Origin of the sequence: Mesobacillus maritimus, assembly GCF_019749255.1 — a bacterium.
GTDB classification, from domain to species: Bacteria; Bacillota; Bacilli; order Bacillales; family Cytobacillaceae; genus Mesobacillus_B; species Mesobacillus_B maritimus_A.
In genome coordinates, this window is sequence record NZ_JACWFH010000007.1 from 87,984 (window position 1) to 109,972 (window position 21,989).

Annotated in this window: 20 protein-coding genes and 1 other annotated feature; of the genes, 17 read left to right on the top strand and 3 right to left on the bottom strand. The window is 39.1% G+C overall.

Annotation, left to right across the window (positions count from 1 at the left end; all coding sequences use genetic code 11):
- Nucleotides 1-79: 79 nt before the first annotated feature.
- Nucleotides 80-1,513: a D-alanyl-D-alanine carboxypeptidase/D-alanyl-D-alanine endopeptidase gene (gene dacB, locus H0185_RS03715; protein ID WP_221871884.1), complete on the top strand. Its 1,434-nt coding sequence runs from the start codon at nt 80-82 to the stop codon at nt 1,511-1,513.
- Nucleotides 1,514-1,609: 96 nt separating this feature from the next.
- On the opposite strand, the gene H0185_RS03720 is transcribed toward dacB, so the two are convergent.
- Nucleotides 1,610-3,253 carry a hypothetical protein gene (locus H0185_RS03720; RefSeq protein ID WP_221871313.1) on the bottom strand — a complete coding sequence of 548 codons (1,644 nt, stop codon included), beginning with the start codon at nt 3,251-3,253 and terminating at the stop codon, nt 1,610-1,612.
- A 2-nt stretch (nt 3,254-3,255) separates the two neighbouring features.
- The gene (locus H0185_RS03725; protein ID WP_221871315.1) at nt 3,256-4,035 is read right to left on the bottom strand and encodes an ABC transporter ATP-binding protein; all 780 of its coding nucleotides are present in this window, start codon (nt 4,033-4,035) and stop codon (nt 3,256-3,258) included.
- A 236-nt stretch (nt 4,036-4,271) separates the two neighbouring features.
- On the opposite strand from H0185_RS03725, the gene H0185_RS03730 reads away from it, so the two are divergent.
- Both H0185_RS03730 and H0185_RS03735 read left to right on the top strand, forming a co-directional pair.
- Nucleotides 4,272-4,892 carry a cyclase family protein gene (locus tag H0185_RS03730; protein WP_221871317.1) on the top strand — a complete coding sequence of 207 codons (621 nt, stop codon included), beginning with the start codon at nt 4,272-4,274 and terminating at the stop codon, nt 4,890-4,892.
- A 578-nt stretch (nt 4,893-5,470) separates the two neighbouring features.
- Entirely contained in the window at nt 5,471-5,746 is a 276-nt protein-coding gene (locus tag H0185_RS03735) for a DUF4282 domain-containing protein (RefSeq protein WP_221871319.1), read from the top strand.
- Between the two features lie 48 nt (nt 5,747-5,794).
- Here H0185_RS03735 and H0185_RS03740 read toward each other — a convergent pair whose 3' ends face one another.
- Nucleotides 5,795-7,180 (bottom strand): class II fumarate hydratase, encoded by a 1,386-nt coding sequence (locus H0185_RS03740; RefSeq protein WP_221871321.1) that lies wholly within the window; start codon nt 7,178-7,180, stop codon nt 5,795-5,797.
- A gap of 319 nt (nt 7,181-7,499) precedes the next feature.
- Here H0185_RS03740 and H0185_RS03745 point away from each other — a divergent pair, with 319 nt between their 5' ends.
- The 14 genes from H0185_RS03745 (at nt 7,500) to H0185_RS03810 (ending at nt 21,965) form a co-directional block, all read left to right on the top strand.
- Nucleotides 7,500-7,925 (top strand): EamA family transporter, encoded by a 426-nt coding sequence (locus H0185_RS03745; protein ID WP_221871323.1) that lies wholly within the window; start codon nt 7,500-7,502, stop codon nt 7,923-7,925.
- 18 nt (nt 7,926-7,943) lie between these two features.
- Nucleotides 7,944-8,873: a glutaminase A gene (glsA, locus tag H0185_RS03750; protein ID WP_221871325.1), complete on the top strand. Its 930-nt coding sequence runs from the start codon at nt 7,944-7,946 to the stop codon at nt 8,871-8,873.
- A 236-nt stretch (nt 8,874-9,109) separates the two neighbouring features.
- The gene (locus tag H0185_RS03755) at nt 9,110-9,451 is read left to right on the top strand and encodes a hypothetical protein (protein ID WP_221871327.1); all 342 of its coding nucleotides are present in this window, start codon (nt 9,110-9,112) and stop codon (nt 9,449-9,451) included.
- Nucleotides 9,452-9,794: 343 nt separating this feature from the next.
- Nucleotides 9,795-10,100, top strand: coding sequence for an iron-sulfur cluster assembly accessory protein (locus tag H0185_RS03760; protein ID WP_221871329.1), 306 nt, complete (start codon nt 9,795-9,797; stop codon nt 10,098-10,100).
- Nucleotides 10,101-10,225: 125 nt separating this feature from the next.
- Nucleotides 10,226-11,815 carry a DEAD/DEAH box helicase gene (locus H0185_RS03765; protein WP_221871331.1) on the top strand — a complete coding sequence of 530 codons (1,590 nt, stop codon included), beginning with the start codon at nt 10,226-10,228 and terminating at the stop codon, nt 11,813-11,815.
- A gap of 2 nt (nt 11,816-11,817) precedes the next feature.
- Nucleotides 11,818-12,411 (top strand): branched-chain amino acid aminotransferase, encoded by a 594-nt coding sequence (locus H0185_RS03770; protein ID WP_221871333.1) that lies wholly within the window; start codon nt 11,818-11,820, stop codon nt 12,409-12,411.
- Between the two features lie 140 nt (nt 12,412-12,551).
- Nucleotides 12,552-12,950 carry an acyl-CoA thioesterase gene (locus tag H0185_RS03775; protein WP_221871335.1) on the top strand — a complete coding sequence of 133 codons (399 nt, stop codon included), beginning with the start codon at nt 12,552-12,554 and terminating at the stop codon, nt 12,948-12,950.
- Nucleotides 12,951-13,041: 91 nt separating this feature from the next.
- Nucleotides 13,042-13,794, top strand: coding sequence for an SDR family NAD(P)-dependent oxidoreductase (locus tag H0185_RS03780; protein ID WP_221871337.1), 753 nt, complete (start codon nt 13,042-13,044; stop codon nt 13,792-13,794).
- A gap of 233 nt (nt 13,795-14,027) precedes the next feature.
- Nucleotides 14,028-14,465, top strand: a complete 438-nt coding sequence (gene hutP, locus H0185_RS03785) for a histidine utilization transcription antiterminator HutP (protein WP_221871339.1) — start codon at nt 14,028-14,030, stop codon at nt 14,463-14,465.
- Nucleotides 14,466-14,568: 103 nt separating this feature from the next.
- Nucleotides 14,569-16,104: a histidine ammonia-lyase gene (gene hutH, locus H0185_RS03790; protein WP_221871341.1), complete on the top strand. Its 1,536-nt coding sequence runs from the start codon at nt 14,569-14,571 to the stop codon at nt 16,102-16,104.
- A gap of 28 nt (nt 16,105-16,132) precedes the next feature.
- Nucleotides 16,133-17,797: a urocanate hydratase gene (hutU, locus tag H0185_RS03795; RefSeq protein WP_221871342.1), complete on the top strand. Its 1,665-nt coding sequence runs from the start codon at nt 16,133-16,135 to the stop codon at nt 17,795-17,797.
- A 71-nt stretch (nt 17,798-17,868) separates the two neighbouring features.
- Nucleotides 17,869-19,146: an imidazolonepropionase gene (gene hutI / locus H0185_RS03800; protein WP_221871344.1), complete on the top strand. Its 1,278-nt coding sequence runs from the start codon at nt 17,869-17,871 to the stop codon at nt 19,144-19,146.
- 132 nt (nt 19,147-19,278) lie between these two features.
- Nucleotides 19,279-19,489 (top strand) — a binding site (T-box leader).
- Between the two features lie 126 nt (nt 19,490-19,615).
- The gene (proB, locus tag H0185_RS03805; protein WP_221871346.1) at nt 19,616-20,701 is read left to right on the top strand and encodes a glutamate 5-kinase; all 1,086 of its coding nucleotides are present in this window, start codon (nt 19,616-19,618) and stop codon (nt 20,699-20,701) included.
- 16 nt (nt 20,702-20,717) lie between these two features.
- Entirely contained in the window at nt 20,718-21,965 is a 1,248-nt protein-coding gene (locus H0185_RS03810; RefSeq protein ID WP_221871348.1) for a glutamate-5-semialdehyde dehydrogenase, read from the top strand.
- Nucleotides 21,966-21,989 lie beyond the last annotated feature (24 nt).

Genomic DNA, 21,989 nt, shown 5'->3' on the forward strand with positions numbered 1-21,989 from the left:
TTGAATCAGAGCTTACTAATAGAACAAATGGAAGTGGAATCTGTTGAACCTTTTTAGGAAAATTTCTTTACCTATTTTGATGTTATCATTTGTGACATTCTTTCTGGTTCCATCCTCTCATTCTTCAGGAGCGGAACCAAATAATCGTCTTCAAACAGAGATTAATCAACTATTGCAGGAAGAACCAATGTTAAAAGGGGGGATTGCTGGAATAAGTATCCGTTCTGGAAGTACTGGGGAGATCCTATATGACCATAATGGAGACACTCGAATGAGGCCGGCCTCAAATATGAAGCTCCTTACCTCTGCAGCAGCCTTATCAGTGTTAGGAGGAAACTATCGATTTAAGACTGAAGTGAAGATAAACGGGAATGTTATTGGGAATACCCTAAAGGGAAACCTGTACTTAAAAGGTTATGGAGATCCCACACTTTTAAGAAAGGATCTCACTAAAATGGCTAAAGATATTGCCAGAACGGGTATCAGCATCATACAAGGTGATCTCATAGCGGATGATAGTTGGTTTGATGACGTTCGTTTATCGAAGGATTTAGTTTGGAGCGATGAGTACGCTTATTATGGTTCTCAAATATCAGCTCTCACAGTTTCTCCAAATAAGGATTATGATACAGGGACTGTTATTGTTGAGGTATCTCCTGGTAGGAAAGTAGGGGATGCTGGACATATTAAACTCTCTCATAGAACAGAATACATAAACGTTATCAATCAGTCAGTTACTATATCTCCTGAGGGAAAAACAGATCTTTCAATTGAGCGAGAACATGGTAAAAATACCATATATGTTAAAGGTTTTCTTCCGCTTGGAGCAAAATCTAAAAAAGAATGGATATCCGTTTGGGAACCGACTGAATTCGTTCTAGATCTTTTTAAGCAAGAATTAGCAAAACAAGGAATTAGTGTTAAAGGTCGTTACAAAGTGGGAGAGACATCTAAGGATGCAAGAATCCTTACGAGTCATTTATCAATGCCATTGTCTAAAATCCTTATCCCCTTTATGAAGCTTAGCAATAATGGACATGCAGAAATCTTAGTAAAAGCAATGGGGAAACTAAAGAAAGGGGAAGGGAGTTGGGAAAAGGGGTTAGATGTTCTAATTGAGCAATTGCCAAGATTAGGTGTGGATCCTAATACAGTAGTAATTAGAGACGGTTCGGGTATTTCACATGTTAACTTAATTCCTGCTAATGAAATTTCGGGTCTTTTATATACAGTTCAAAAGGAAGAATGGTTTCCTTCTTTTATAACCGCACTCCCTTGCGCTGGTAAAAAAGACAAGATGATCGGAGGAACGTTGATAAGAAGAATGGAATCTCTCAATGTGAAAGCAAAAACTGGGACAATTTCTACAGTTACCTCTTTATCTGGTTATGTGACTACGAAAAAAGGCGAAACATTTATTTTTTCTATTCTATTAAATAATTTACTTGATGAAGAAAACGGGAAAGATATAGAGGATAAAATTGTGGGAATAATTGCAAATCATAATAAGTAAGAGAGAATTAATCTGGTGGTGAATAATTATTTGGACTCCTATATATACTCTTTTGCAAAAACGGGGGCATACGAGCCCCTCTTTTTGATGGTTAGTTTAATCGCTTATCTTCTCCCATGTAAGGTTAAAGGCGGGTTTCCATACTATCAGTAGAACAATGAAGGCTACCAGTAAGTAAATAAAAGAGCCAAATGGAATCAAGGTGCTGACAAAGTGTAAACCTGCAAAAACGGGCACAAACAGCATTAACATAAATAATATTCCACTATTGCTGTTTTGATTTGCTGTATCAAAGGATGCTGAAAATGGAATTGATTTATTTAGAATCATGAAGCAAATCACACAGTATGTGCAAGCATTGATAAACACGGTTATAAGATCAGGAAGGATTCTGACTCCAAACAGAGCAATCATAATCAAACTTAACAAGATGTAGAGGGGGAAGAATAATTTAACTAAAAATGCCTTAATCGTCCCACTGAACATTGGTTTTAATTGTTTGATTGGGGTAACTTTATAAATCCAAGCCCCTTTGTATTTCCCAGAATACTTCAGCATGACCATCACAGTTGGAATGATGATCAAGCTGAAGTAAATTGTTAAATATGACTTACTTGTTGATAGATTGGATAAATCTGTATTAAACCCATTCATAATGAAAATAAATGGAATTACGATTGAAAACCCTAATGAAGGGTAAACCTTCAGCTTAAAATCACGTTCGTTTTTCATCATTAAACTAGCGAAACGGAAAAATGCTTTTTCTTCATTTGAAGTGCAAATAAATGTAAGAATTGCACCTCCAAGCTTGCTTCTCTTTTTGACTTTTGCCTTTCCATGATAGGATAGTTTTTGCAGATTTTGCTCAAATGCCGGAAGGAGTCGCGTATAGAGCCAAATAGAGATAAGCGGAATCAAAATTCCCAACAAAGACAATGAAACATAAAACGGCACCAAATGACCATTCATTACTAATTCAATGTTTGCTCCATACCACATTGGAAAAATGAAACCTTGCCACCAACGGGGTTCCAAGGCTACCGTTAAGTCGATGAACTCAAAAGAGCGTACAAGTAATTGATACCCAACCATTATTGCAAGGGAAAGACCTATTTGAACATAGTTAATAATGTCTTTTAACTTCTCACCATCGAAGAATTTTAATACAAACATATAAATGAGAGCCGTCAAAACGACGACAAATATATCAATAAGGATGATATTGAAAATAGTGACAAGTAAAAACAAAGGTCCATGTATTACGAGACCAACAAGTAAAGGAATCGTTACTAAAGCAATTGTCAGGAACGATATATAAATGAAAATGTGGACCGCTTTAGCGGCACTGATGCTTTTCCTGTCAACTGGTTTTGGGAAAAGGATATTTCGATCCCGTATATCAAGTAAAACCGAAGAAAAATCAGAAATCATCGAGGTCATTACAAAAAATGTAAATATCCCAAAGAAAAGGCTCATTTGAAACAGGTAATTTTCGCCCATTAGCATAAATGGGACCATGAACAGACCAAAGAGGACGTAGATCCATAATGATTTTATGTATTGATTCTTATCTTCTTCTTGGTTCTTTTTAGCGTTTTGCGTAAAAATGGTAGGAACTCGTCGACGGTCCATCATCAGTTTTACTTGTAAAATTTTTCTCATAATTTTGTAGTCTATACCGAAGGTGCTGAACACCTTTTCGAATCGATCTAACAATTTGAGTGTGCGGAAATCTTGCATTCTTACATCTCACCTACAATCGAAACAAAACGAGCCCCAAGCTCTTTATGTTCGCTAAAACCAGTTAATTGATTGAAGATTTGTTCGAGGGAGCCTTCAGTGTTTTGAGCTTTTAACTGGTTAAACGTGCCGTCAGCTGCAATTTTGCCTTCATGCAGTAAGATAATTCTGCTACTGATCTTTTCAACAACATCCATAATATGGGAAGAATAAAATATGGTTTTCCCTTGCGCCGCTAGTTGCGTCATAATTTCTTTGAAAATCATTACACTGTTGGCGTCTAGGCCATTGATTGGCTCATCAAAGAACAATAGCTCTGGATTATGTAAAAGGCTTGAAATAATCAATAGCTTCTGGCGCATTCCTTTCGAGTAGGAAGCAATACGAGAATAATAGACTTCACCAACTCCAAACAACTCCATCAAGCTTTTTGCTTTATAATCGGCCAGTTCAAAATCTAAGCCATACAGTTCTCCGATAAACGTTAAATATTCATGACCGGTCAAATTATCATAGACTTCAGCTATTTCAGGTACATAACCGATTTTTCGTTTATATTCCATGTCCCCATCTGAAATATCTTGACCAAAAATGGTCACCTCACCTGAAAAATCATCTTCAATCCCAAGCATAATTTTGACTGTTGTACTCTTTCCAGCGCCATTTGGACCAATATAGCCAATAATTTCACCTCTTTTTACTGTAAAAGAAACACCATTTAAGACAGTTTTACCACCATATCTTTTTTGTAGATTATTAATTGTTACTATTTCTTCAGTCATATTCCTTTCTTCAACTCCCATTTATTACTAGATTAAACTTAGTGTAACATTTTTTCATTTTTCGGAAAGAGAAGATTCCCAAATTTTAGTTGAAGTAAAGGAGGAGAACTGTAATACTTAATACGGACCTGGATTATGAGGACAGTTTATCGTATGAACGAAAACCTTTATTTGGGGAAATAGTACCAGAATAGCAAGTGCCCCAAATTCAATATTAAATCAATGGAGGAATATAAATGAAAATAATTGATATTAGTATTCCAATCTACGAAGGAATGCCGACATATATGGATAATCCGGCAAACCAACCTATCATTAAGACGAAAACACATGGGTATATAACGGATACAAACGTTCAAATGAATATACATACTGGGACACATATTGATGCACCACTTCACATGATTGAGGAAGGTGAGACAATTGAAACAATTGAGCTAAGTAGGCTCGTGCGCTCATGTAAAGTCCTGGATTTAACCCATGTAAACGATCGAATTACAGCTGCAGATTTACAAGACTTCCCCATAGTAAAAGATGATTTCCTGTTATTAAAAACCAAAAACTCCTTTGGGGAAACCTCTGCAATGGAATTTATTTTCTTAGCAGAGGACGGTGCTCAGTATTTAATCGATAAAGGGATTGATGGAGTGGGAATTGATACGCTTGGCATTGAAAGAAGTCAAACTGGTCACCCAACACATAAAGCATTGTTCTCAAATGATGTACTGATTGTAGAAGGTCTAAATTTAAAAGAAGTATATGAGGGAGAGTATACGATGATATGTGCCCCGATTAAATTGCAGAACACCGAGGCCGCACCAGCAAGAGTCATGTTAATCGAAGGAAATCTTCTATAGTTGATGCCATCTAGGGAACTTCATGGGAATTAGATTATATCGTCAGTTGATATTCGGTTTATGGATATCAACTGACGTTTTTTTTGTTTAGATTCTTCAAAACTTAGTTGTTTTTATAACAAGAAATATGACTGGATGAACTAGGATATAAAAAAATTGCTTGCATACTAAGTACAAACAAAACGAAATGACTTCCATTGCGTGAATCGCATTAGGATAGGACGAAAACAGCCTTTTTTAAGTCAGTTAACATCCTCAACATTTTCCTTAATCTTACGATGAATGTGGTAATAGCCAAGTATTATTATATAGCTATAGTTATGCTACTATTTGCTAGCTAATAGATATACTGGAGGGCGAAAATGTTTTGATACATTGGATTTCATATAGATAGAAAACGAGTCTGGCGTATGGAAACACAGTGTTTCTCTTTTGGTATTATTTTTCAAAAGGGTAAATCCTATATTTTTTATGTAAACCTATGTGCACGTACCAATAGCCAATATGGAAGAAAAAAGTAATCATAAAATTATATGCCATTCATAGTGTAGAGAGGAGGTCAAAAGGAGGGGTTTGTGATGAAGGAATTTTTGCAGTTCGATAGAATGATCACACCATCTATTATTAAATTTGTTTTTTGGATTGGAGCAGGACTTTCCGTTTTGTTTGGACTCATTCAAATATTTGCTGGTATCGCTAGTTCATTCGGCGGAGGATTTCAAGTTGTCTCCGGCCTATTAACAATGGTTTTTGGACCAGTTGTAATTAGAATTTATTGCGAATTGCTCATTGTGTTTTTTAAAGTCCAAGAAACCTTACAAGAAATTAAAAATAAAGATAATCAACCAATGTAATTAAACTCGAAAAGAGCGTTTCAAGTATAAACGCTCTTTTCGAGTTGCTTACACCATTCCCTTTGGATCTAATAATTTTTCGAATTCCTCTGTAAGCATTCCTCGCTCTTGTAAAACTTGTTTGATTGTTTTATTTTGCTCGTCTGCTTGTTTTCCAATCTGCGAAGCGAGATCGTATCCTATCTTTGGGCTTAAAGCCGTTACTAATGCCAAACTAGATTCCATAAACCTTGTACATATCTCCTCATTTACACCAATTCCATTAATGCACTTTGTGGCGAGTGTTTGAAGAGCATTCGACATGATGTCAATGGAATGAAGCAAGGTATTTGCAATCACTGGCATCATGACATTGATTTCCAACTGGCCAGCGATTCCCGCTGTAGCAATAGCTGTTTCATAACCGATAACTTGGCAGCAAACCATATGTGTCATCTCTAAAATGGCAGGATTTACCTTACCAGGCATAATTGTGGAACCTGGTTGAACCGAAGGGAGACTTATTTCTGATAATCCTGTTCTAGGGCCGGAGCTTAGTAAGCGTAAATCACTAGTAATTTTGATCAAGTGAATAGACAATTCTTTTAATGCGAGTATGACGCGAATTGGTGCACTAGTGTTTTGCATGTATTTAAATAAATTTGTTGGTTCTCTGAAAGGTAGCCCTGTCCGTCGACGTACTTCTTCCATAACCTTTGGCAGATAATTAGAATCAGTGTTCATTTTCGTCCCGATGGCACTACCTCCAATGCCAATTTCGTATAAGGAATCTAGGCAATGTTCTATTTGTTGATAAGAAAACCGTATCGTATCGGCATATCCAGAGAACTCTTGCCCAAGACGAATTGGAACAGCATCGTGTAAGTGGGTTCGACCTGATTTTAGTATCGGCATAAATTCTTCTGCCTTTTTTTCAAATTCTCTTTGTAGTAGCAATAGTGAAGGGAGTAATACCGTTGTGATATTTTCCGCAGCTGAAAGATTGATAGCGGCTGGGAATGTATCGTTTGTTGATTGGCTCATATTAATGTGATCATTTGGGTGTACTCGATTCTTGTCGGACGTAATCCCTAAAAGTTCAGAAGCACGGTTTGCGATGATTTCATTCGCATTCATATTTTGCGATGTGCCAGCACCAGCTTGATAGACATCCACAACAAAATGGTTATCCCATTTCCCCTCAATCACTTCCTCTGATGCTTGAATGATGGCATTTCCCATTTCTTTGGTAAGCTTTCCTAATTCCATATTTGTAAAAACTGCGGATGCTTTTATTATTCCCTGCGCCTTAATAAAGGACCTGGGCAGCGTTGTTCCACTAATTTGAAAATTGTCTACAGCACGTTGGGTTTGCGAGCCATAATACATATCCGCAGGTACCTTTATTTTTCCTAAAGAATCATACTCCACACGGAACTGGTTAGAATCACTCATCTTAATCTCCTTTAAAGCAATTTTTAAGTAAATACATAATACCTATTGTTTCCAGCTGGGTGCGTAATAAACAATATTGGTCTGTCACGTCCATAGTGGTTCATGAAGTTAAATTCGTGAATGATATTAATTAAAAAGGAATCCTTCAAACATAGGAAAACATATTTTAGAGAACGCTGAAACCCCTCTGGATTTTGTATTCTATTTCTTACAGGGAGTGATGTAAATACAACGTTCTCTATTTTTTTGCATGTTTAAATGAAAAGTAAGAAACGCTATTGGGTAGAATACGACTCGATTTAATGAAGGGTGAAACTCAATGTCATGGCTTATTTATGCAATTTTATCAGCTGTTTTTGCTGCACTCGTTTCCATTTTTGGCAAAATAGGCTTACAAAACGTGGATTCTAACACTGCAACAGCCATTCGAGCAGTCATTATGACGATTTTTTTATTTGGCGTAGTCATGTTTCAAGGAAACCTAGGGAAGATTCCGGAAATCATGGAAGACCGAAAAGCGCTCCTCTTCATCGTACTAAGTGGTGTAGCAGGGGCAACGTCATGGATTTTTTACTTTTTAGCGTTAAAATTCGGGGAAGTATCACAGGTTGCTCCAATTGATAAACTAAGTGTGGTGATTGCTGCTGTCTTGGCTATGTTTTTCCTTGGTGAGAAAATAAGCCTAATGAATGGGTTTGGCATTGCACTTATTACCATTGGAGTGATATTAACCGCATTAAGCTAGGGAAAGGGATGAAAGGGTGTGCCTTGTCATTCAAATGAAGAATTGAAAAGATTAGTGTCTGAAGCAAAAAAGTATACAAAACATGGGGAAGTTGCGGATTATATTCCAGCCTTGAAAAAGGCAAACCGTGATGATTTATCTGTCGCCATTTACCATAGTGATGGAAATTGCTATTCAGCGGGTGATATTGACCAAAAAATCACTTTGCAAAGCATATCAAAAGTGTTGACGTTGGCATTAGCACTAATAGACTGTGGAGAAGAATGTGTATTTGATAAGGTCGGATATGAACCCACTGGGGATCCGTTCAATTCAATCATAAAGCTAGAAACCAGTCGTTCTGCAAAACCCTTGAATCCAATGATTAATGCAGGTGCACTGGCAGTAACCCATTTAATCAAGGGGAACTCAGTAATCGAGCGGTTAGAGAGAATTATTGCTTTTATCAGGGACCTTGCAGGGCATGAGACAATTACGTATTCGGAAGAAATAGCGAAATCGGAATTTGATACAGCTTTTCTCAACAGATCTTTATGTTATTACATGAAACAGGATGGCATAATAAATGAGAATGTTGAGGAGCTCCTTGAGCTTTACACAAAGCAATGTGCAATCGAGATGGATTGTTTAGACCTCTCTAGAATTGGCCTAGTATTTGCCATGGATGGGTTGGATCCAGTTAGGGAGAAACAAATTATCCCCGTTGAAGTGGCAAGACTTTGTAAAACATTTATGGTTACTTGCGGCATGTACAATGCCTCAGGAGAGTTTGCAGTAAGAGTGGGAATACCCGCCAAAAGCGGAGTATCTGGAGGGATAATGGGGTCCATTCGTAACCGCTACGGAATTGGGATTTTTGGTCCTGCCCTTGATGAGAGAGGAAACAGCATTGGAGGCATCAAGCTCCTAGAAATGATGTCTAAAAAATATGAGTTGAGTATTTTTTAAGAGAACCCTTTGATGTGGTCATGATTAATTGTTCTATCCAATGATTAAAGCTCGACAGGCTTTCTGACTGCCATAATGCGTCCGAAGTACTTTGAGCAGGAATCAACTCACATTTTATATTATGTGTTGTTTTTGTTCCGAAAGAAGATTGTAACCTTATAGAAACATTACTGAAAATAAAGTTTGTTAAAGTTAGGGGCATATACCAAATTTTCAAGTACAAAAGGGAGAGAATTATGGAGCCTCATGTAAAAAAATCATTAGAAGAATGGAAAGAAGAAATCGATGTATTATTAACAGAGATTGATAAAGAGTATGAACAAGTTAAACAGGAGCTTCAAGTATATTCCTATAAATTTAGTATCACCAAGCAAGTGGTTCAGTCAACTGTTAACGAGGAAATTATCCGAAACATCCGTGCACTATATCATCAACCATTTGAGCAAAAATTTAATCAGCTTAAGTCCGAGATTAAAGACCTAGAGGAAAAGAAAAAAGTTTTCCAAATGTTTGTTGATAAAATTGAGAAAGTTAAAGGCAATGATGAACCCCAAACCGTAAATGTGGTTCATAATTAAGGTTTAACTAGTTAATAAAAATACATATTGTTTAGATTTTTTATGACGTCTAAATGGTCTACCCTGCCTTTTATTCGATTTTTTGTTACACTATATTTGGATAATAGCAGCATCTAACTTCGGTATAAGGGGATTTTGATATGGCGTTGAAGCGAATCATAAAGAATTATATAAAAAAAGAAGGAGTACGGCTATTGAAAGAAAAAGGCATCCCACTACTTAAAAAACAGGTGAAACGCCGTTTAGCCAATAAACGTTGAAAGCCCATACTGCATGAACTTTGTACATAGGGAGCTTTTATGCTATTGTATTTACGATGACGTGTAAGAAAGAAGGAATAAGAATGAAATGTAAGATCAATCGGAATGCAGCTAAAGTTTTAAAGGAAATGTTAAGCACTGAGGAAGCAGAAGGAAAGATGATTCGTGTAGTAATCGATTATATGCATGGCGATCATGCTCATTATAAAATCATTTTCGATACACCAACAGAACATGATGAAATTGTCAAAACCGACAAAGGGATTGACATTCTTTTGGACAAGCGCGAAGAATTTCTTGACGGTGTTTGGCTTCAGTATTTTTATGTGCCACAGGAAGATTTCGTTATTACCAACCCTTCCAAAAGTGCACATGTACATAACCATTAATTTTGCAAAAAGCAACGTGATTGGTCACGTTGTTTTTTTGTGAGTGAATATTTACTGATAAAGGGATAAAAACTCAATATATACTGTAAATCATTCTCGTAAAAACAAGAAAAAGAAAGTAGGGAATGTTATTGCCTGATTTTACATCATTAGGGATTTCGGATATTTTTATGAACAAGCTTAAAGAGGTTGGGATTATTCAGCCAACCCCCATACAGGAAAGAGCACTACCGGCTGTAATGGCAGGGAAGGATTTAATTGGTCAAGCACAAACCGGTACTGGAAAAACGTTAGGGTTTGTCCTGCCTATTCTAGAAAAAATTGACCCAACAGCTTCTACAATTCAAGCATTAATTGTTACACCCACAAGAGAGCTTGCCTTGCAAATAACAGAAGAAGTCAAGAAGTTGATTGCAGACCATGATGAAATTGAAGTATTGGCTGTATATGGTGGACAAGATGTCGAAAAACAATTAAAGAAGTTGAATCGCAATATCCAAATTGTGGTTGGTACACCTGGACGGTTATTGGATCACATAGGTCGAGGTACCATTGATTTATCAGAGGTATCCTTTCTTGTTCTGGATGAGGCAGATCAAATGCTTCATATTGGCTTCTTGGATGAAGTTGAAAAAATTATCCGTGAAACACCAAATAATCGTCAAACGATGTTGTTCTCTGCGACCATGCCTCCTGAGATAAGAAAATTGGCAAACAAACATATGCGTGATCCAGAATATGTTCAGGTCGAAAAAACACAAGGACCTGCTGAAAATGTCAAACAAATTGCTTTTCATACTATTGACCGGGCAAAACAAGCAACATTAATTCAATTAGTTGAAACGCATCGTCCATTTTTAGCCGTTATTTTCTGCCGAACAAAGCGGAGAGTAAGCAAGTTGTATGATGCATTAAAAGCAAATGGTTTTTCCTGTGACGAATTGCATGGGGACCTTTCACAGGCTAAACGAGAAAGAGTGATGAAAAGATTCCGTGATGCTGAAATACAATTGCTGATTGCAACGGATGTGGCGGCAAGGGGACTAGATGTTGAAGGAGTTACTCATGTATTTAACTATGACATTCCTTTAGATGCAGAGAGCTATGTTCATCGAATTGGGCGAACAGGCCGAGCTGGCATGAAAGGGATAGCGATTACACTATATACCTCTAATGATCGTCCGCTATTAGATGAAATCGAAGATACCCTACAAATCCGAATTGATAAAAAGAATATCGGCCATTTACAAGGTGAGAACTCGGATGAAAAGGAACAGGAAGAGAACGCACGAAACCCTAGGCAGGAACATAAAAAGCCAAATGTTCGTGCAGGAAACCAAAGACCAAGACGGTCGGGTACTCTTGATCGTAGCATTAATAGAAGCGAACGCAATCAAAGTCAACAAGACCATAGTAAAAGCAAGAAAAGAGGGCAACAAAGGCAAGAACGTGATGAAAAGGTAGAACCTGGATCCAAAAAGCGATATGGTGAATCAAATTATCGAGGTACTAAAGGCAAACGAGATGAGAATGCACATTCAAGAAGGAAAGAAGGAACGAATGACAAAGACGCAACTTCAGCAGGTGGAAACAGAAAGCGGTCTTCCGCGGAGAGTTCTGATCGAAGTGGAGACAGTGCCCGTAAGAAGGGAAGCATACGAACAGAGAAGCCAAGGAAAATGAACGCTGGGAGACCACGGAAAGGGAGGAAATAAGGATGATTACAAAAGTGAAACAACTGATTGCTGATTCCATTCAGACAGTCGGAGAAGAGAAAACCATTGAGCTCTATCCAGAAATAAAGGAGTTCGTTGAGAAAAACAATCTTATCGAAGATGGTATCAAAATAGTAGAGAAAAGCACTAATAAACGATTCGATGGTGCATACATTGAACGCAGCGATAAGGAAACCGAAGAATTCCTCGGTGAAGAAAATACTTCATTTCTGAATCAACCTATTTCTTATTTTAAAACACATAAAAATGAATTTATGTATATGGAAGATCCGTCCTTTGATCTAGTGTCGGTAGATGCAGTTTCGTTTGAAGTAGATGATGTATTTGGTACCTATAATGTGATGCTGGGTCTAAAGCTACAAAAAAAATATGGTGAGGCGATTAAGTCCTTTTTTGCAAGCGAAATGAAAGCTGAAGATACAAGAGTGGATTTAATGTTTGATGCAAATGAAGGCTTATGGAACGTTAATTTTGCCTTGAATAATGTAGAAGCATTTAACGAAGAAATGACCATTCAGACTGCGTACGATCTTATCTATCGTTTTTTATTTAAACTGGTTGTTTCCGTTTTATAACAATCTCGACTGCCCCTTAAAATGAAGGGGCTTTTTTCTTTACCTTTAAGAGGAATCTTCACAGAGTTTAGCGAATAGGATGGTATGTCTTATACTTTGGGGATCTTTTGATTCACTCGTTTATGAACAGGAGGTATTTGATGTTTGAGAAGGTAATTGAACCAAGGATGTCTGAGACAGACAGGGCGGGCCATATCAATAACACGGTTATTCCTGTCTGGTTTGAGTCCGGGCGGGATGAAATCTTTAAGCTGTTTACACCCGATTTAAGTGCTGACGATTGGAAAATGGTCATCATCAACTTTCATGTTGATTTTGTGCATCAGCTGTTTTATGGAAAACCAGTGATTGTGAAAACATGGATAAAAGAAATCGGCAATACAAGTTTAAAGGTTTACGAGGAAATTCACCAAGAAGGAACTCTCTGTGCAAGGGGAGAAGCAGTTTATGTCAATTTTGATTTAAAGAAACAAAAGACAGAAAGAATTCCGGAAGATATTCGGACGATTTTAAGTTTGCATCTTGTTGGGAATCAGTAGTTTTTAGAAAAGATTGAAAATTCTTAATTAAAACGATATAATGACAATATGGTTTGTACATAATGATTAGAATTCTAGGGAGGAATAGTTTATGAGATTACAAGGAAAAGTGGCAATTGTAACTGGTGGCGGTGGCGGAATCGGACGTGCTACTTCTAGTTTGTTCGCGAGTGAAGGCGCCAAGGTGGTTGTTTCTGACATTAATGAAGAAAGCGCTTCCGCTACCGTACGTTTAATTAAAGAAGCAGGTGGAGAGGCACTTTGTGTACCTGCGAACATGGTGATTCCTGAAGAAGTTGAGCAATTAATAAATAAAACGGTCGATGCCTATGGCGGAATTGATATTTTATTCAATAATGCAGGTGTAGGAAATGAAGAAGTTAGACTAGCGGATATTTCTGTTGAGGAATGGGACCGCGTGGTTGATATCAATTTAAAAGGTGTATTCCTTGGAATGAAGTATGCTCTTAAGAAAATGGAGGAACGCGGTGGTGGGGCAATTATTAATACATCAAGCGTCCTAGGGCATAAAGGGAAGAAATACGTCGGTCCTTACAATGCTTCTAAGGGTGGCGTCGTACTCTTGACTCAGAATGCGGCCTTAGAATATGGTGGGAAAAATATTCGGGTGAATGCTGTGGCTCCTGGTGTCATTGACACAGATATTATCCAAGGGTGGAAGGACGATGAGCGTAAATGGCCAATCATTTCTAGAGCAAATGCTCTTCGCCGAATTGGCCAACCAGAAGAAGTGGCTAAGGTCGTTTTATTCCTAGCATCTGATGATGCTTCGTTTGTTACAGGCTCAACCATTTTTGCAGACGGTGGCGGGATGATCTTTTAAGGGTTGTGTAAGAAATGAGGACACACTGTTTATCAGTGTGTTTTTTTTGTTTCCCGCATTATGAAACTGCAGACCTAATAAATCTCTGTGAAACCCAGTAGCCTTTAGTCTGGTAGTAAGGTACTTTATTAGACTACTAAAATTTACCATTTCTGTTGACATTCTTAGCAATGAACAAATAAAATATAAGTAGTTATTAGTAAATAGTCAAAATTCAAAAAATAGAGGTAAGTATGAGTCAAAAAGTAGCAATAGGTAAATTAGCGATACTATTAGCATCCTTGTCTGAAGATGAATTAAACTCTTTTCAATCATCCTTTGATGAGGTCAACTACTGCCAAGGGAAAGTCGGCAGCATGAATATGCAGAAAGTAATCTCGGCAGTTGAAACAGCTGCGAAGCGAAATGGACTCATTCAAGAGCATTTATACCGAGAAACGCATGCTTTGTATCATGCCATACTAGAAGGAATTGAAGGAGTCACAAGAGGAAAGCCTGTCATTGGGGAAATGAGTCGAACTGTTGGGCTACGCTTTTCTGTTGTCCGTGGCTGTCCGTATCATGATTCCAAAGAAGGAGAATGGCTTGCTGTAGCGTTCTATGGAACGATCGGCGCACCTGTCAAAGGAGCAGAGCATGAAACTGTTGGATTAGGAATTAATCATATATAAGGACATTGCCTATAGTCTATTAGTTATTAGGAGGCGATGATGGTATCTCTATGCCATTGTCGCCTCTTTTTATTTGTCCAGAATGGTTTTGGAGGGAGTATTTATGGTGGAACTAACCGGCAACAAATTAACCTTAGAAGAGGTTAAACAGGTTTGCTATGAAGGGGAGCTAGTGACGATATCCCCAAAAAGTATGCAAAGAGTGAAAGAAAGTCGAAAAGCAGTTGAGAGGATTGTTGCAAATAACAAGACGGTATACGGCATTAATACAGGTTTCGGTAAATTTAGTGATGTGATGATTGCTGAAGACGATGTAAATGATTTACAGATGAATTTAATCCGCTCCCATGCTTGTGGTGTGGGCGAGCCGTTCCCAGAACTCGTTTCAAGAGCAGTGATTCTCTTACGCCTAAATGCGTTGTTAAAAGGATTTTCTGGAATTAGGCCGATTATTGCGGAACGCTTAGTGGAGTTGTTGAACCTACAAATTCATCCAGTCATTCCGCAACAGGGTTCACTAGGAGCCTCGGGTGACCTTGCTCCACTTTCTCATCTCGCACTCGTGTTACTAGGGGAAGGGAAGGTTTTTTATGCGGGCAAAGTCTTTCCGACAGAAGAAGTTTATCAATTAGAAAAAATAGAGCCGATTGAGTTACAAGCAAAAGAGGGGTTGGCTTTAATTAATGGTACCCAAGCGATGACGGCGATGGGCGTCATCAATTGGCTGGAAGCAGTGGACTTAGCACATCAAAGTGAATGGATTGCTGCAATGACCATTGAGGGTCTAACAGGAATCATTGATGCTTTTCACCCCGCTATCCATGAAGCGAGAGGATATCCTCAACAAATTGCCGTTGCTGAACGGATTCGCAAGTTGCTTTCAGGTAGTAATTTAATCACCGCTCAAGGGGAAAAACGCGTTCAGGATGCTTATTCTTTACGCTGCATTCCCCAAGTTCATGGAGCTTCCTGGCAAGCATTGGATTATGTAAAAGAAAAACTTGAAATCGAAATAAATGCAGCTACAGACAATCCGTTGATTTTTGATGATGGTGAAACGGTCATTTCTGGCGGGAACTTCCATGGGCAACCAATTGCTATCGCAATGGATTTTATGAAAATTGCTGTTGCTGAGTTTGCAAGCATATCAGAACGAAGAATTGAACGGCTTGTGAATCCACAATTAAATGATTTACCAGCATTTTTAAGTGCACAGCCTGGACTCCAATCAGGAGCGATGATTATGCAATATGTCGCGGCTTCTCTCGTTTCTGAAAATAAGACGCTTGCACATCCAGCAAGTGTGGACTCAATTCCATCGTCGGCAAATCAAGAAGACCATGTAAGTATGGGAACAATCGCCGCACGGCATGCGTATAGCATTATCCAAAATGTCAGGCGAGTTCTCGCGATTGAATGCATCTGTGCTTTGCAGGCAGTCGAGTACCGTGGAGTGGAAAAAATGGCTCCGCAAACCAAGAGATTCTATGAGGAAGCTAGAAAAGTGGTACCTTCAATTACAAAAGATCGTGCATTTTCTGAGGACATTGAAAACATGAATGACTATCTTAAAAAAAATGATGGAGGATGGACAGCTTCCGATTTAAAGGAAGAGGAAGATCAAATTTCGATAGATTAATAATTTTTAATAAGGAGAGGGAATTACTATGGAGGCAAATACTAATCGTCAGGTAAAAGCGAAAAAAGGACTGGAGCTTGAATGTAAAGGTTGGGAGCAGGAAGCAGCCTTAAGGATGCTGTATAACAATTTAGATCCTCACGTTGCAGAAAAGCCTGAGGAATTGGTGGTTTATGGTGGCATTGGGAAGGCAGCTAGAAATTGGGAGTCATTTGATGCAATTGTAAATACGCTCAGGCGGCTTGAAAATGATGAAACAATGCTCGTTCAATCAGGAAAGCCAGTCGCAGTCTTTAAAACCCATAAAGCGGCACCAAGAGTATTATTGTCTAATTCTGTTTTGGTCCCCAAATGGGCAAACTGGGAGCATTTCCATGAACTAGATCAAAAGGGTTTAATGATGTATGGGCAAATGACCGCTGGAAGTTGGATCTACATTGGTACGCAAGGAATTTTGCAAGGGACGTATGAAACATTTGCTGAAGTAGCTAGACAGCATTTTGGTGGTTCGTTGAAGGGTACACTAACGCTAACCGCTGGATTAGGTGGAATGGGTGGTGCGCAGCCATTAGCTGTAACCATGAATGGTGGTGTATGTCTTGCAGTGGAAGTAGATGCAGAGCGAATAAAAAAACGAATTGAAACACGGTATTGTGATGTCATGACTGATTCCCTTGATGAGGCGTTAAAATTAGCTACAGAAGCGAAGGGGAAAGGGAAGGCGTTATCTATTGGGCTTATTGGCAATGCGGCAAAGGTTCATCATGAAATTCTGCAGCGTAAGGTTACGGTTGAGATTGTAACTGATCAGACTTCGGCGCATGATCCACTGAATGGATATGTTCCGATAGGCTTAACCGTTAAGGAAGCAATTGAACTACGGAATCAAGATGATGATACTTACGTTCGTCGTGCAAAAGAATCCATGGCGCGTCATGTAGCCGCAATGCTTGAATTTCAGCGAGTAGGCTCCATTGTCTTTGATTATGGCAATAATATCCGCCAAGTGGCATTTGATGAAGGTGTGAATAATGCCTTTGATTTTCCAGGGTTTGTACCAGCTTATATTCGTCCATTATTCTGTGAGGGAAAAGGCCCTTTCCGATGGGCAGCTTTATCAGGAGACCCAGAGGATATTTACCGGACTGATCAATTAATTAAAGAGCTGTTCCCAGAAAATAGACCTTTACTTCGATGGATAGAAATGGCCCAAGAAAAGGTAGAGTTTCAGGGTCTACCCGCGCGTATTTGCTGGCTTGGTTACGGGGAGAGAGTTAAGATGGGGCTTGCCATAAATGAGCTTGTGAGAAAAGGAGAATTAAAGGCACCAATCGTAATTGGACGGGATCATCTTGATTGTGGCTCCGTTGCCTCACCGAATCGTGAAACGGAAGCGATGAAGGATGGAAGTGACGCTGTCGGCGACTGGGCAATTTTAAATGCATTAATCAATGTTGCAGCAGGAGGGTCATGGATATCTGTTCATCATGGAGGTGGTGTGGGCATGGGGTATTCGCTTCATGCAGGAATGGTCGTGGTCGCAGATGGAACGGAACTTGCTGACGAGCGCTTGGAAAGAGTGTTGACTACTGACCCAGGCATGGGAATCGTCCGTCATGTTGACGCAGGGTACGATCGAGCTGTAGAGGTTGCGAAAGAAAAGGGTGTAGACATCCCGATGCTAGATAAGTAATTTGCTAAGTTACCATAATTATAGACGTAACAATCTTTTGAGTATGGCAGGAATGCCCTAAGGGCAATGGAATGGAGGAGATCAAGGTGGTCTTTGATTTACTTGTATATAATATTGGACAATTAATTCTACCTAAAAATCGTTTAAAGCCGTTAAAAGGGAAAGAAATGAGCGAGCTCCCTGTTGAGGAGAATGCGGCTTTTGCTGTGAAGAATGGAAAAGTCGCATGGATGGGGAGTTCTGCAAAGGCGGAATCTGTTGAAGCAAAAGAAAGGATAGATGCCCACCAAAAGGTGGTATCTCCCGGACTAGTTGACCCACATACACATTTAGTGTTTGGTGGTTCCCGGGAAAACGAATTAGCATTAAAGCAAAAAGGAGTACCATATTTAGAGATTTTAGCAAATGGAGGCGGAATACTCTCAACGGTTGCAGCCACGCGACAATCTACAGAAAGAGAACTTGTAGAAAAAGCTAGTTTGCATCTTGAGAGAATGGTTGCGCATGGTGTCACAACAATCGAAGCAAAGAGTGGATACGGGTTAGACCAAGAAACGGAACTCAAACAACTGCGGGTCACAAAAAAACTTGCCGAGAAGTATCCTGTTTCAATTGTTTCAACATTCCTTGGGCCCCATGCAATTCCGTCAACACATAAAGATAATCCTGATACCTTCCTAGACGATATGATTGGGCTACTTGATTTAATAAAAAAAGACCAACTTGCTGAGTTCATAGATATTTTTTGTGAAACAGGGGTCTTTACCATTGAACAATCACGTGAGTTTTTAACAAAGGGGAAGGAAAAAGGATTCGGTTTAAAGATACATGCTGATGAAATTGACTCTTTAGGCGGAGCAGAATTGGCCGCTAGTCTGGGAGCGGTAAGCGCGGATCATTTAGTTGCGGTATCGGAAGATGGAATGAAAAGTCTAGGTAAAAAGGATACAATTGCAGTTTTACTACCTGGTACGACTTTTTATTTAGGCAAAGACGAATATGCACCTGCGCGTAATATGATCAATGAAGGAGTTGCGGTTGCTCTAGCAACAGATTTCAACCCAGGAAGTTGTGTAACCGAAAACCTCCAGCTTATCATGGCTCTTGCAGCATTGAAGTTAAATATGACGGCAGAGGAAATTTGGAATGCAGTAACCATCAATGCAGCGTATGCGATAGGAAGAGGAAATGAATCAGGCACACTTGAGATTGGTAAATGGGCAGATTTTGTAGTTTGGGATATCCCAACTTATCACTATTTGCCCTATCATTTTGGCGTCAATCATGCTAAAAGCGTGTATTGTAAAGGGAATAAGCTCTGGTCGAGACCGGAATTAAAGTTAAGTTAACGGTGATAGTTGTATTCAAGAAGAGGAAAAAAATAATAGTGAAAAAATTCTGTAGAATTGCTCGTTCTTGGAACAATTACCCTATTTCTTATCTTGACTTTTCCCGGTAGTCGGCATAATATTTATTAAAACAGCTGAACGTTAACGAAGGATTACTAAGCGGGTCCTTATGTGAGAAGAGAGCAGGATTTAAAGCTGGGAGATCCTGCCACATTAAGCCGCCGAACCTGCCTTCTGAGTCCCATGAAAACATGGGCGCCCGCCAGGCGTTATCTGGAAGAGTGGGATGTAATGTTACATCCAATATAGGTGGTACCGCGGAAGAGAGCCTTTCGTCCTTTATGTATATAGAGGATGAATGGGCTTTTTTTATTATGCTGAATTGGCCAATGGTGATTTTTAACACATATTGATTGGAGTGTAATTCATCCACTTATTTAACGTAATCAGTTTAGAGGAGTTAGTGCAAATGGAGAAAAAACGTATTGTTGTAAAAATTGGAAGCAGTTCTTTAACGAATGAAAAAGGCGAAATCGATCAAGAAAAATTGAGTGACCATGTCCGAGCCGTGGCTGGGCTTCGGAAAGAAGGGCATGAGGTCTTAATGGTTTCTTCAGGTGCGGTGGCTGCTGGGTTTAGTCAGTTAGGCTATCCGACAAGACCGGTCACATTGAAAGGAAAGCAAGCAGCTGCAGCTGTTGGTCAAAGCCTGCTTATTCAGTCGTATATTGAACAATTTAGCAGGTTTTCCATTATTCCAGCGCAAATTTTACTTACCCGTACGGACTTCTCCAACCGAGATCGTTATAAGAATGCTTATGCAACGATTATGGAGCTCCTAGAACGGAGATTGTTGCCGATTATAAATGAAAATGACACAGTTTCTGTTGAAGAATTGACGTTCGGGGATAATGATATGCTTTCTGCCCTTGTTAGTGGGCTTATTCATGCGGATCAGCTGATCATTTTAACGGATATTAATGGTCTTTATGATTCTGATCCTAGATCCAATCCGGAAGCTAAGAGACTTGATGTCCTTGAAAGTATTACCGATGAAATGGTGGGGTATGCAGAAGGAGCTGGATCAAAAGTTGGGACAGGGGGAATGAAGTCAAAGCTGATGGCAGCAAAAACGGCGCTTTCCTTAGGGGTACCCGTTTTTATTGGTCAGGGAAAAGGCAGCGATAAATTGACTGAAATCCTTAATGGTTCTGGAGACGGAACGTATATTCAAAATAATAGCCTTTCTTCTATTAATACGAGGCGGCAATGGATTGCGGTCCATTCTGAAATTTCAGGAGCGATTTACGTTGACAAAGGCGCAGAAGACGCAATTATTTTTAATGGCAAAAGCTTGCTACCAGCTGGTGTGACCAGGATTAGAGGAAGCTTTCAAACCGGGGATGTCGTTGAAGTCTTTGGACCTAGTGGTTTATTAGGTAAAGGGGAAGTAACGTATTCGGCTGATGCATTAACATCTGTGTTAGGAAAAAGTAGTGCCAGTGAAAAGCCTTTAATGGAAGTTATTCATCGCAATAAATGGGTCAAAGTATAGATTGGGGGAAAACAAGATGAGTGAGGTTAAAACAAAAGGGTTGGAAGCGAAAAAGGCTAGTCAGTTATTAGTTGGAGCAACTACAGAGGAGAAAAATGCCGCACTTCAGCTAATTGCCGCACAGTTGATTGAAGACCAAGAAGTCATTCTATCGGAAAATAAAAAAGATTTGGAGGATGGGAAGCAGAAGGGGCTCTCTGAATCTGTTCTCGACCGAATCATGTTAAATGAAAAGCGAATTCATGATATGGCTGATGCCATTCACTTGTTAGTAGATTTAAAGGATCCAATTGGAGATAATCTTGAGACCATCCATAAAGATAATGGCTTGGTAATTAAAAAAAATCGAGTCCCAATTGGGGTAATCGGAATGATTTATGAAGCCAGACCAAATGTGACGATTGATGCGGCGACGCTTTCATTGAAAACTGGAAATGCTGTTATTTTACGAGGCAGCTCATCTGCTAAATTTTCTAATATGGCATTAATTCAATCGATTCATACAGCACTAGGAAAAAGCACTCTGCCTGTTGAAGCTGTGCAGCTAATTGAAGATACGAGCAGAGAGACCGCGAAAGAGCTTTTTCATCTAAATGAATACCTAGATGTCCTGATCCCTAGGGGTGGAAAGAACTTAATTGACACGGTAGTTCGTGAATCTACGGTGCCTGTGTTAGAAACTGGAGCAGGCAATTGTCATATCTTTATTGATGAAACTGCAGAAATAGCGATGGCTGAGCAAATCGTGATTAACGGGAAAACACAACGTCCTTCCGTTTGCAATGCAATCGAAACGGTGTTAATTCAACAAAATTGGTTTAAACAGCATGGCGAAAAACTACTGAAGGTATTAGACGAACATGGGGTTGAAGTCTTTGGTGATGAGAAGGTTTGCGCAGTGTTCCAAGGGGCAAAGCAGGCAACAGAAGAAGATTGGCATACGGAGTATCTAGCGTTATCGGTCAGTGTAAAAGTAGTCGAAGATGTGGAAGAAGCGATTCAGCATATTAATCAGTATGGAACAAAACATTCCGAAGCGATTATTACAAGTGATGTCGAGAATGCTTCATTCTTTTTAACGAGAGTAGATGCAGCAGCTGTTTATCATAATGCCTCGACCCGATTTACGGATGGATTTGAGTTTGGATATGGTGCTGAAATTGGAATTAGCACGCAAAAATTGCATGCTAGAGGGCCTATGGGCTTAGAAGCACTTACTTCTAGCAAATTTTTTGTGCAGGGGAATGGTCAAATTCGTAAATAAGTGTCATAATATTATCAAAATATA

Coding starts and splice junctions, on each gene's coding strand:
- dacB (WP_221871884.1), top strand. CDS start 80: ATGTTATCATTTGTGACATTCTTTCTGGTTCCATCCTCTCATTCTTCA.
- H0185_RS03720 (WP_221871313.1), bottom strand. CDS start 3,253: ATGCAAGATTTCCGCACACTCAAATTGTTAGATCGATTCGAAAAGGTG.
- H0185_RS03725 (WP_221871315.1), bottom strand. CDS start 4,035: ATGACTGAAGAAATAGTAACAATTAATAATCTACAAAAAAGATATGGT.
- H0185_RS03730 (WP_221871317.1), top strand. CDS start 4,272: ATGAAAATAATTGATATTAGTATTCCAATCTACGAAGGAATGCCGACA.
- H0185_RS03735 (WP_221871319.1), top strand. CDS start 5,471: ATGAAGGAATTTTTGCAGTTCGATAGAATGATCACACCATCTATTATT.
- H0185_RS03740 (WP_221871321.1), bottom strand. CDS start 7,180: ATGAGTGATTCTAACCAGTTCCGTGTGGAGTATGATTCTTTAGGAAAA.
- H0185_RS03745 (WP_221871323.1), top strand. CDS start 7,500: ATGTCATGGCTTATTTATGCAATTTTATCAGCTGTTTTTGCTGCACTC.
- H0185_RS03755 (WP_221871327.1), top strand. CDS start 9,110: ATGGAGCCTCATGTAAAAAAATCATTAGAAGAATGGAAAGAAGAAATC.
- H0185_RS03760 (WP_221871329.1), top strand. CDS start 9,795: ATGAAATGTAAGATCAATCGGAATGCAGCTAAAGTTTTAAAGGAAATG.
- H0185_RS03765 (WP_221871331.1), top strand. CDS start 10,226: ATGTTATTGCCTGATTTTACATCATTAGGGATTTCGGATATTTTTATG.
- H0185_RS03770 (WP_221871333.1), top strand. CDS start 11,818: ATGATTACAAAAGTGAAACAACTGATTGCTGATTCCATTCAGACAGTC.
- H0185_RS03775 (WP_221871335.1), top strand. CDS start 12,552: ATGTTTGAGAAGGTAATTGAACCAAGGATGTCTGAGACAGACAGGGCG.
- H0185_RS03780 (WP_221871337.1), top strand. CDS start 13,042: ATGAGATTACAAGGAAAAGTGGCAATTGTAACTGGTGGCGGTGGCGGA.
- hutP (WP_221871339.1), top strand. CDS start 14,028: ATGAGTCAAAAAGTAGCAATAGGTAAATTAGCGATACTATTAGCATCC.
- hutH (WP_221871341.1), top strand. CDS start 14,569: ATGGTGGAACTAACCGGCAACAAATTAACCTTAGAAGAGGTTAAACAG.
- hutU (WP_221871342.1), top strand. CDS start 16,133: ATGGAGGCAAATACTAATCGTCAGGTAAAAGCGAAAAAAGGACTGGAG.
- hutI (WP_221871344.1), top strand. CDS start 17,869: ATGGAGGAGATCAAGGTGGTCTTTGATTTACTTGTATATAATATTGGA.
- proB (WP_221871346.1), top strand. CDS start 19,616: ATGGAGAAAAAACGTATTGTTGTAAAAATTGGAAGCAGTTCTTTAACG.
- H0185_RS03810 (WP_221871348.1), top strand. CDS start 20,718: ATGAGTGAGGTTAAAACAAAAGGGTTGGAAGCGAAAAAGGCTAGTCAG.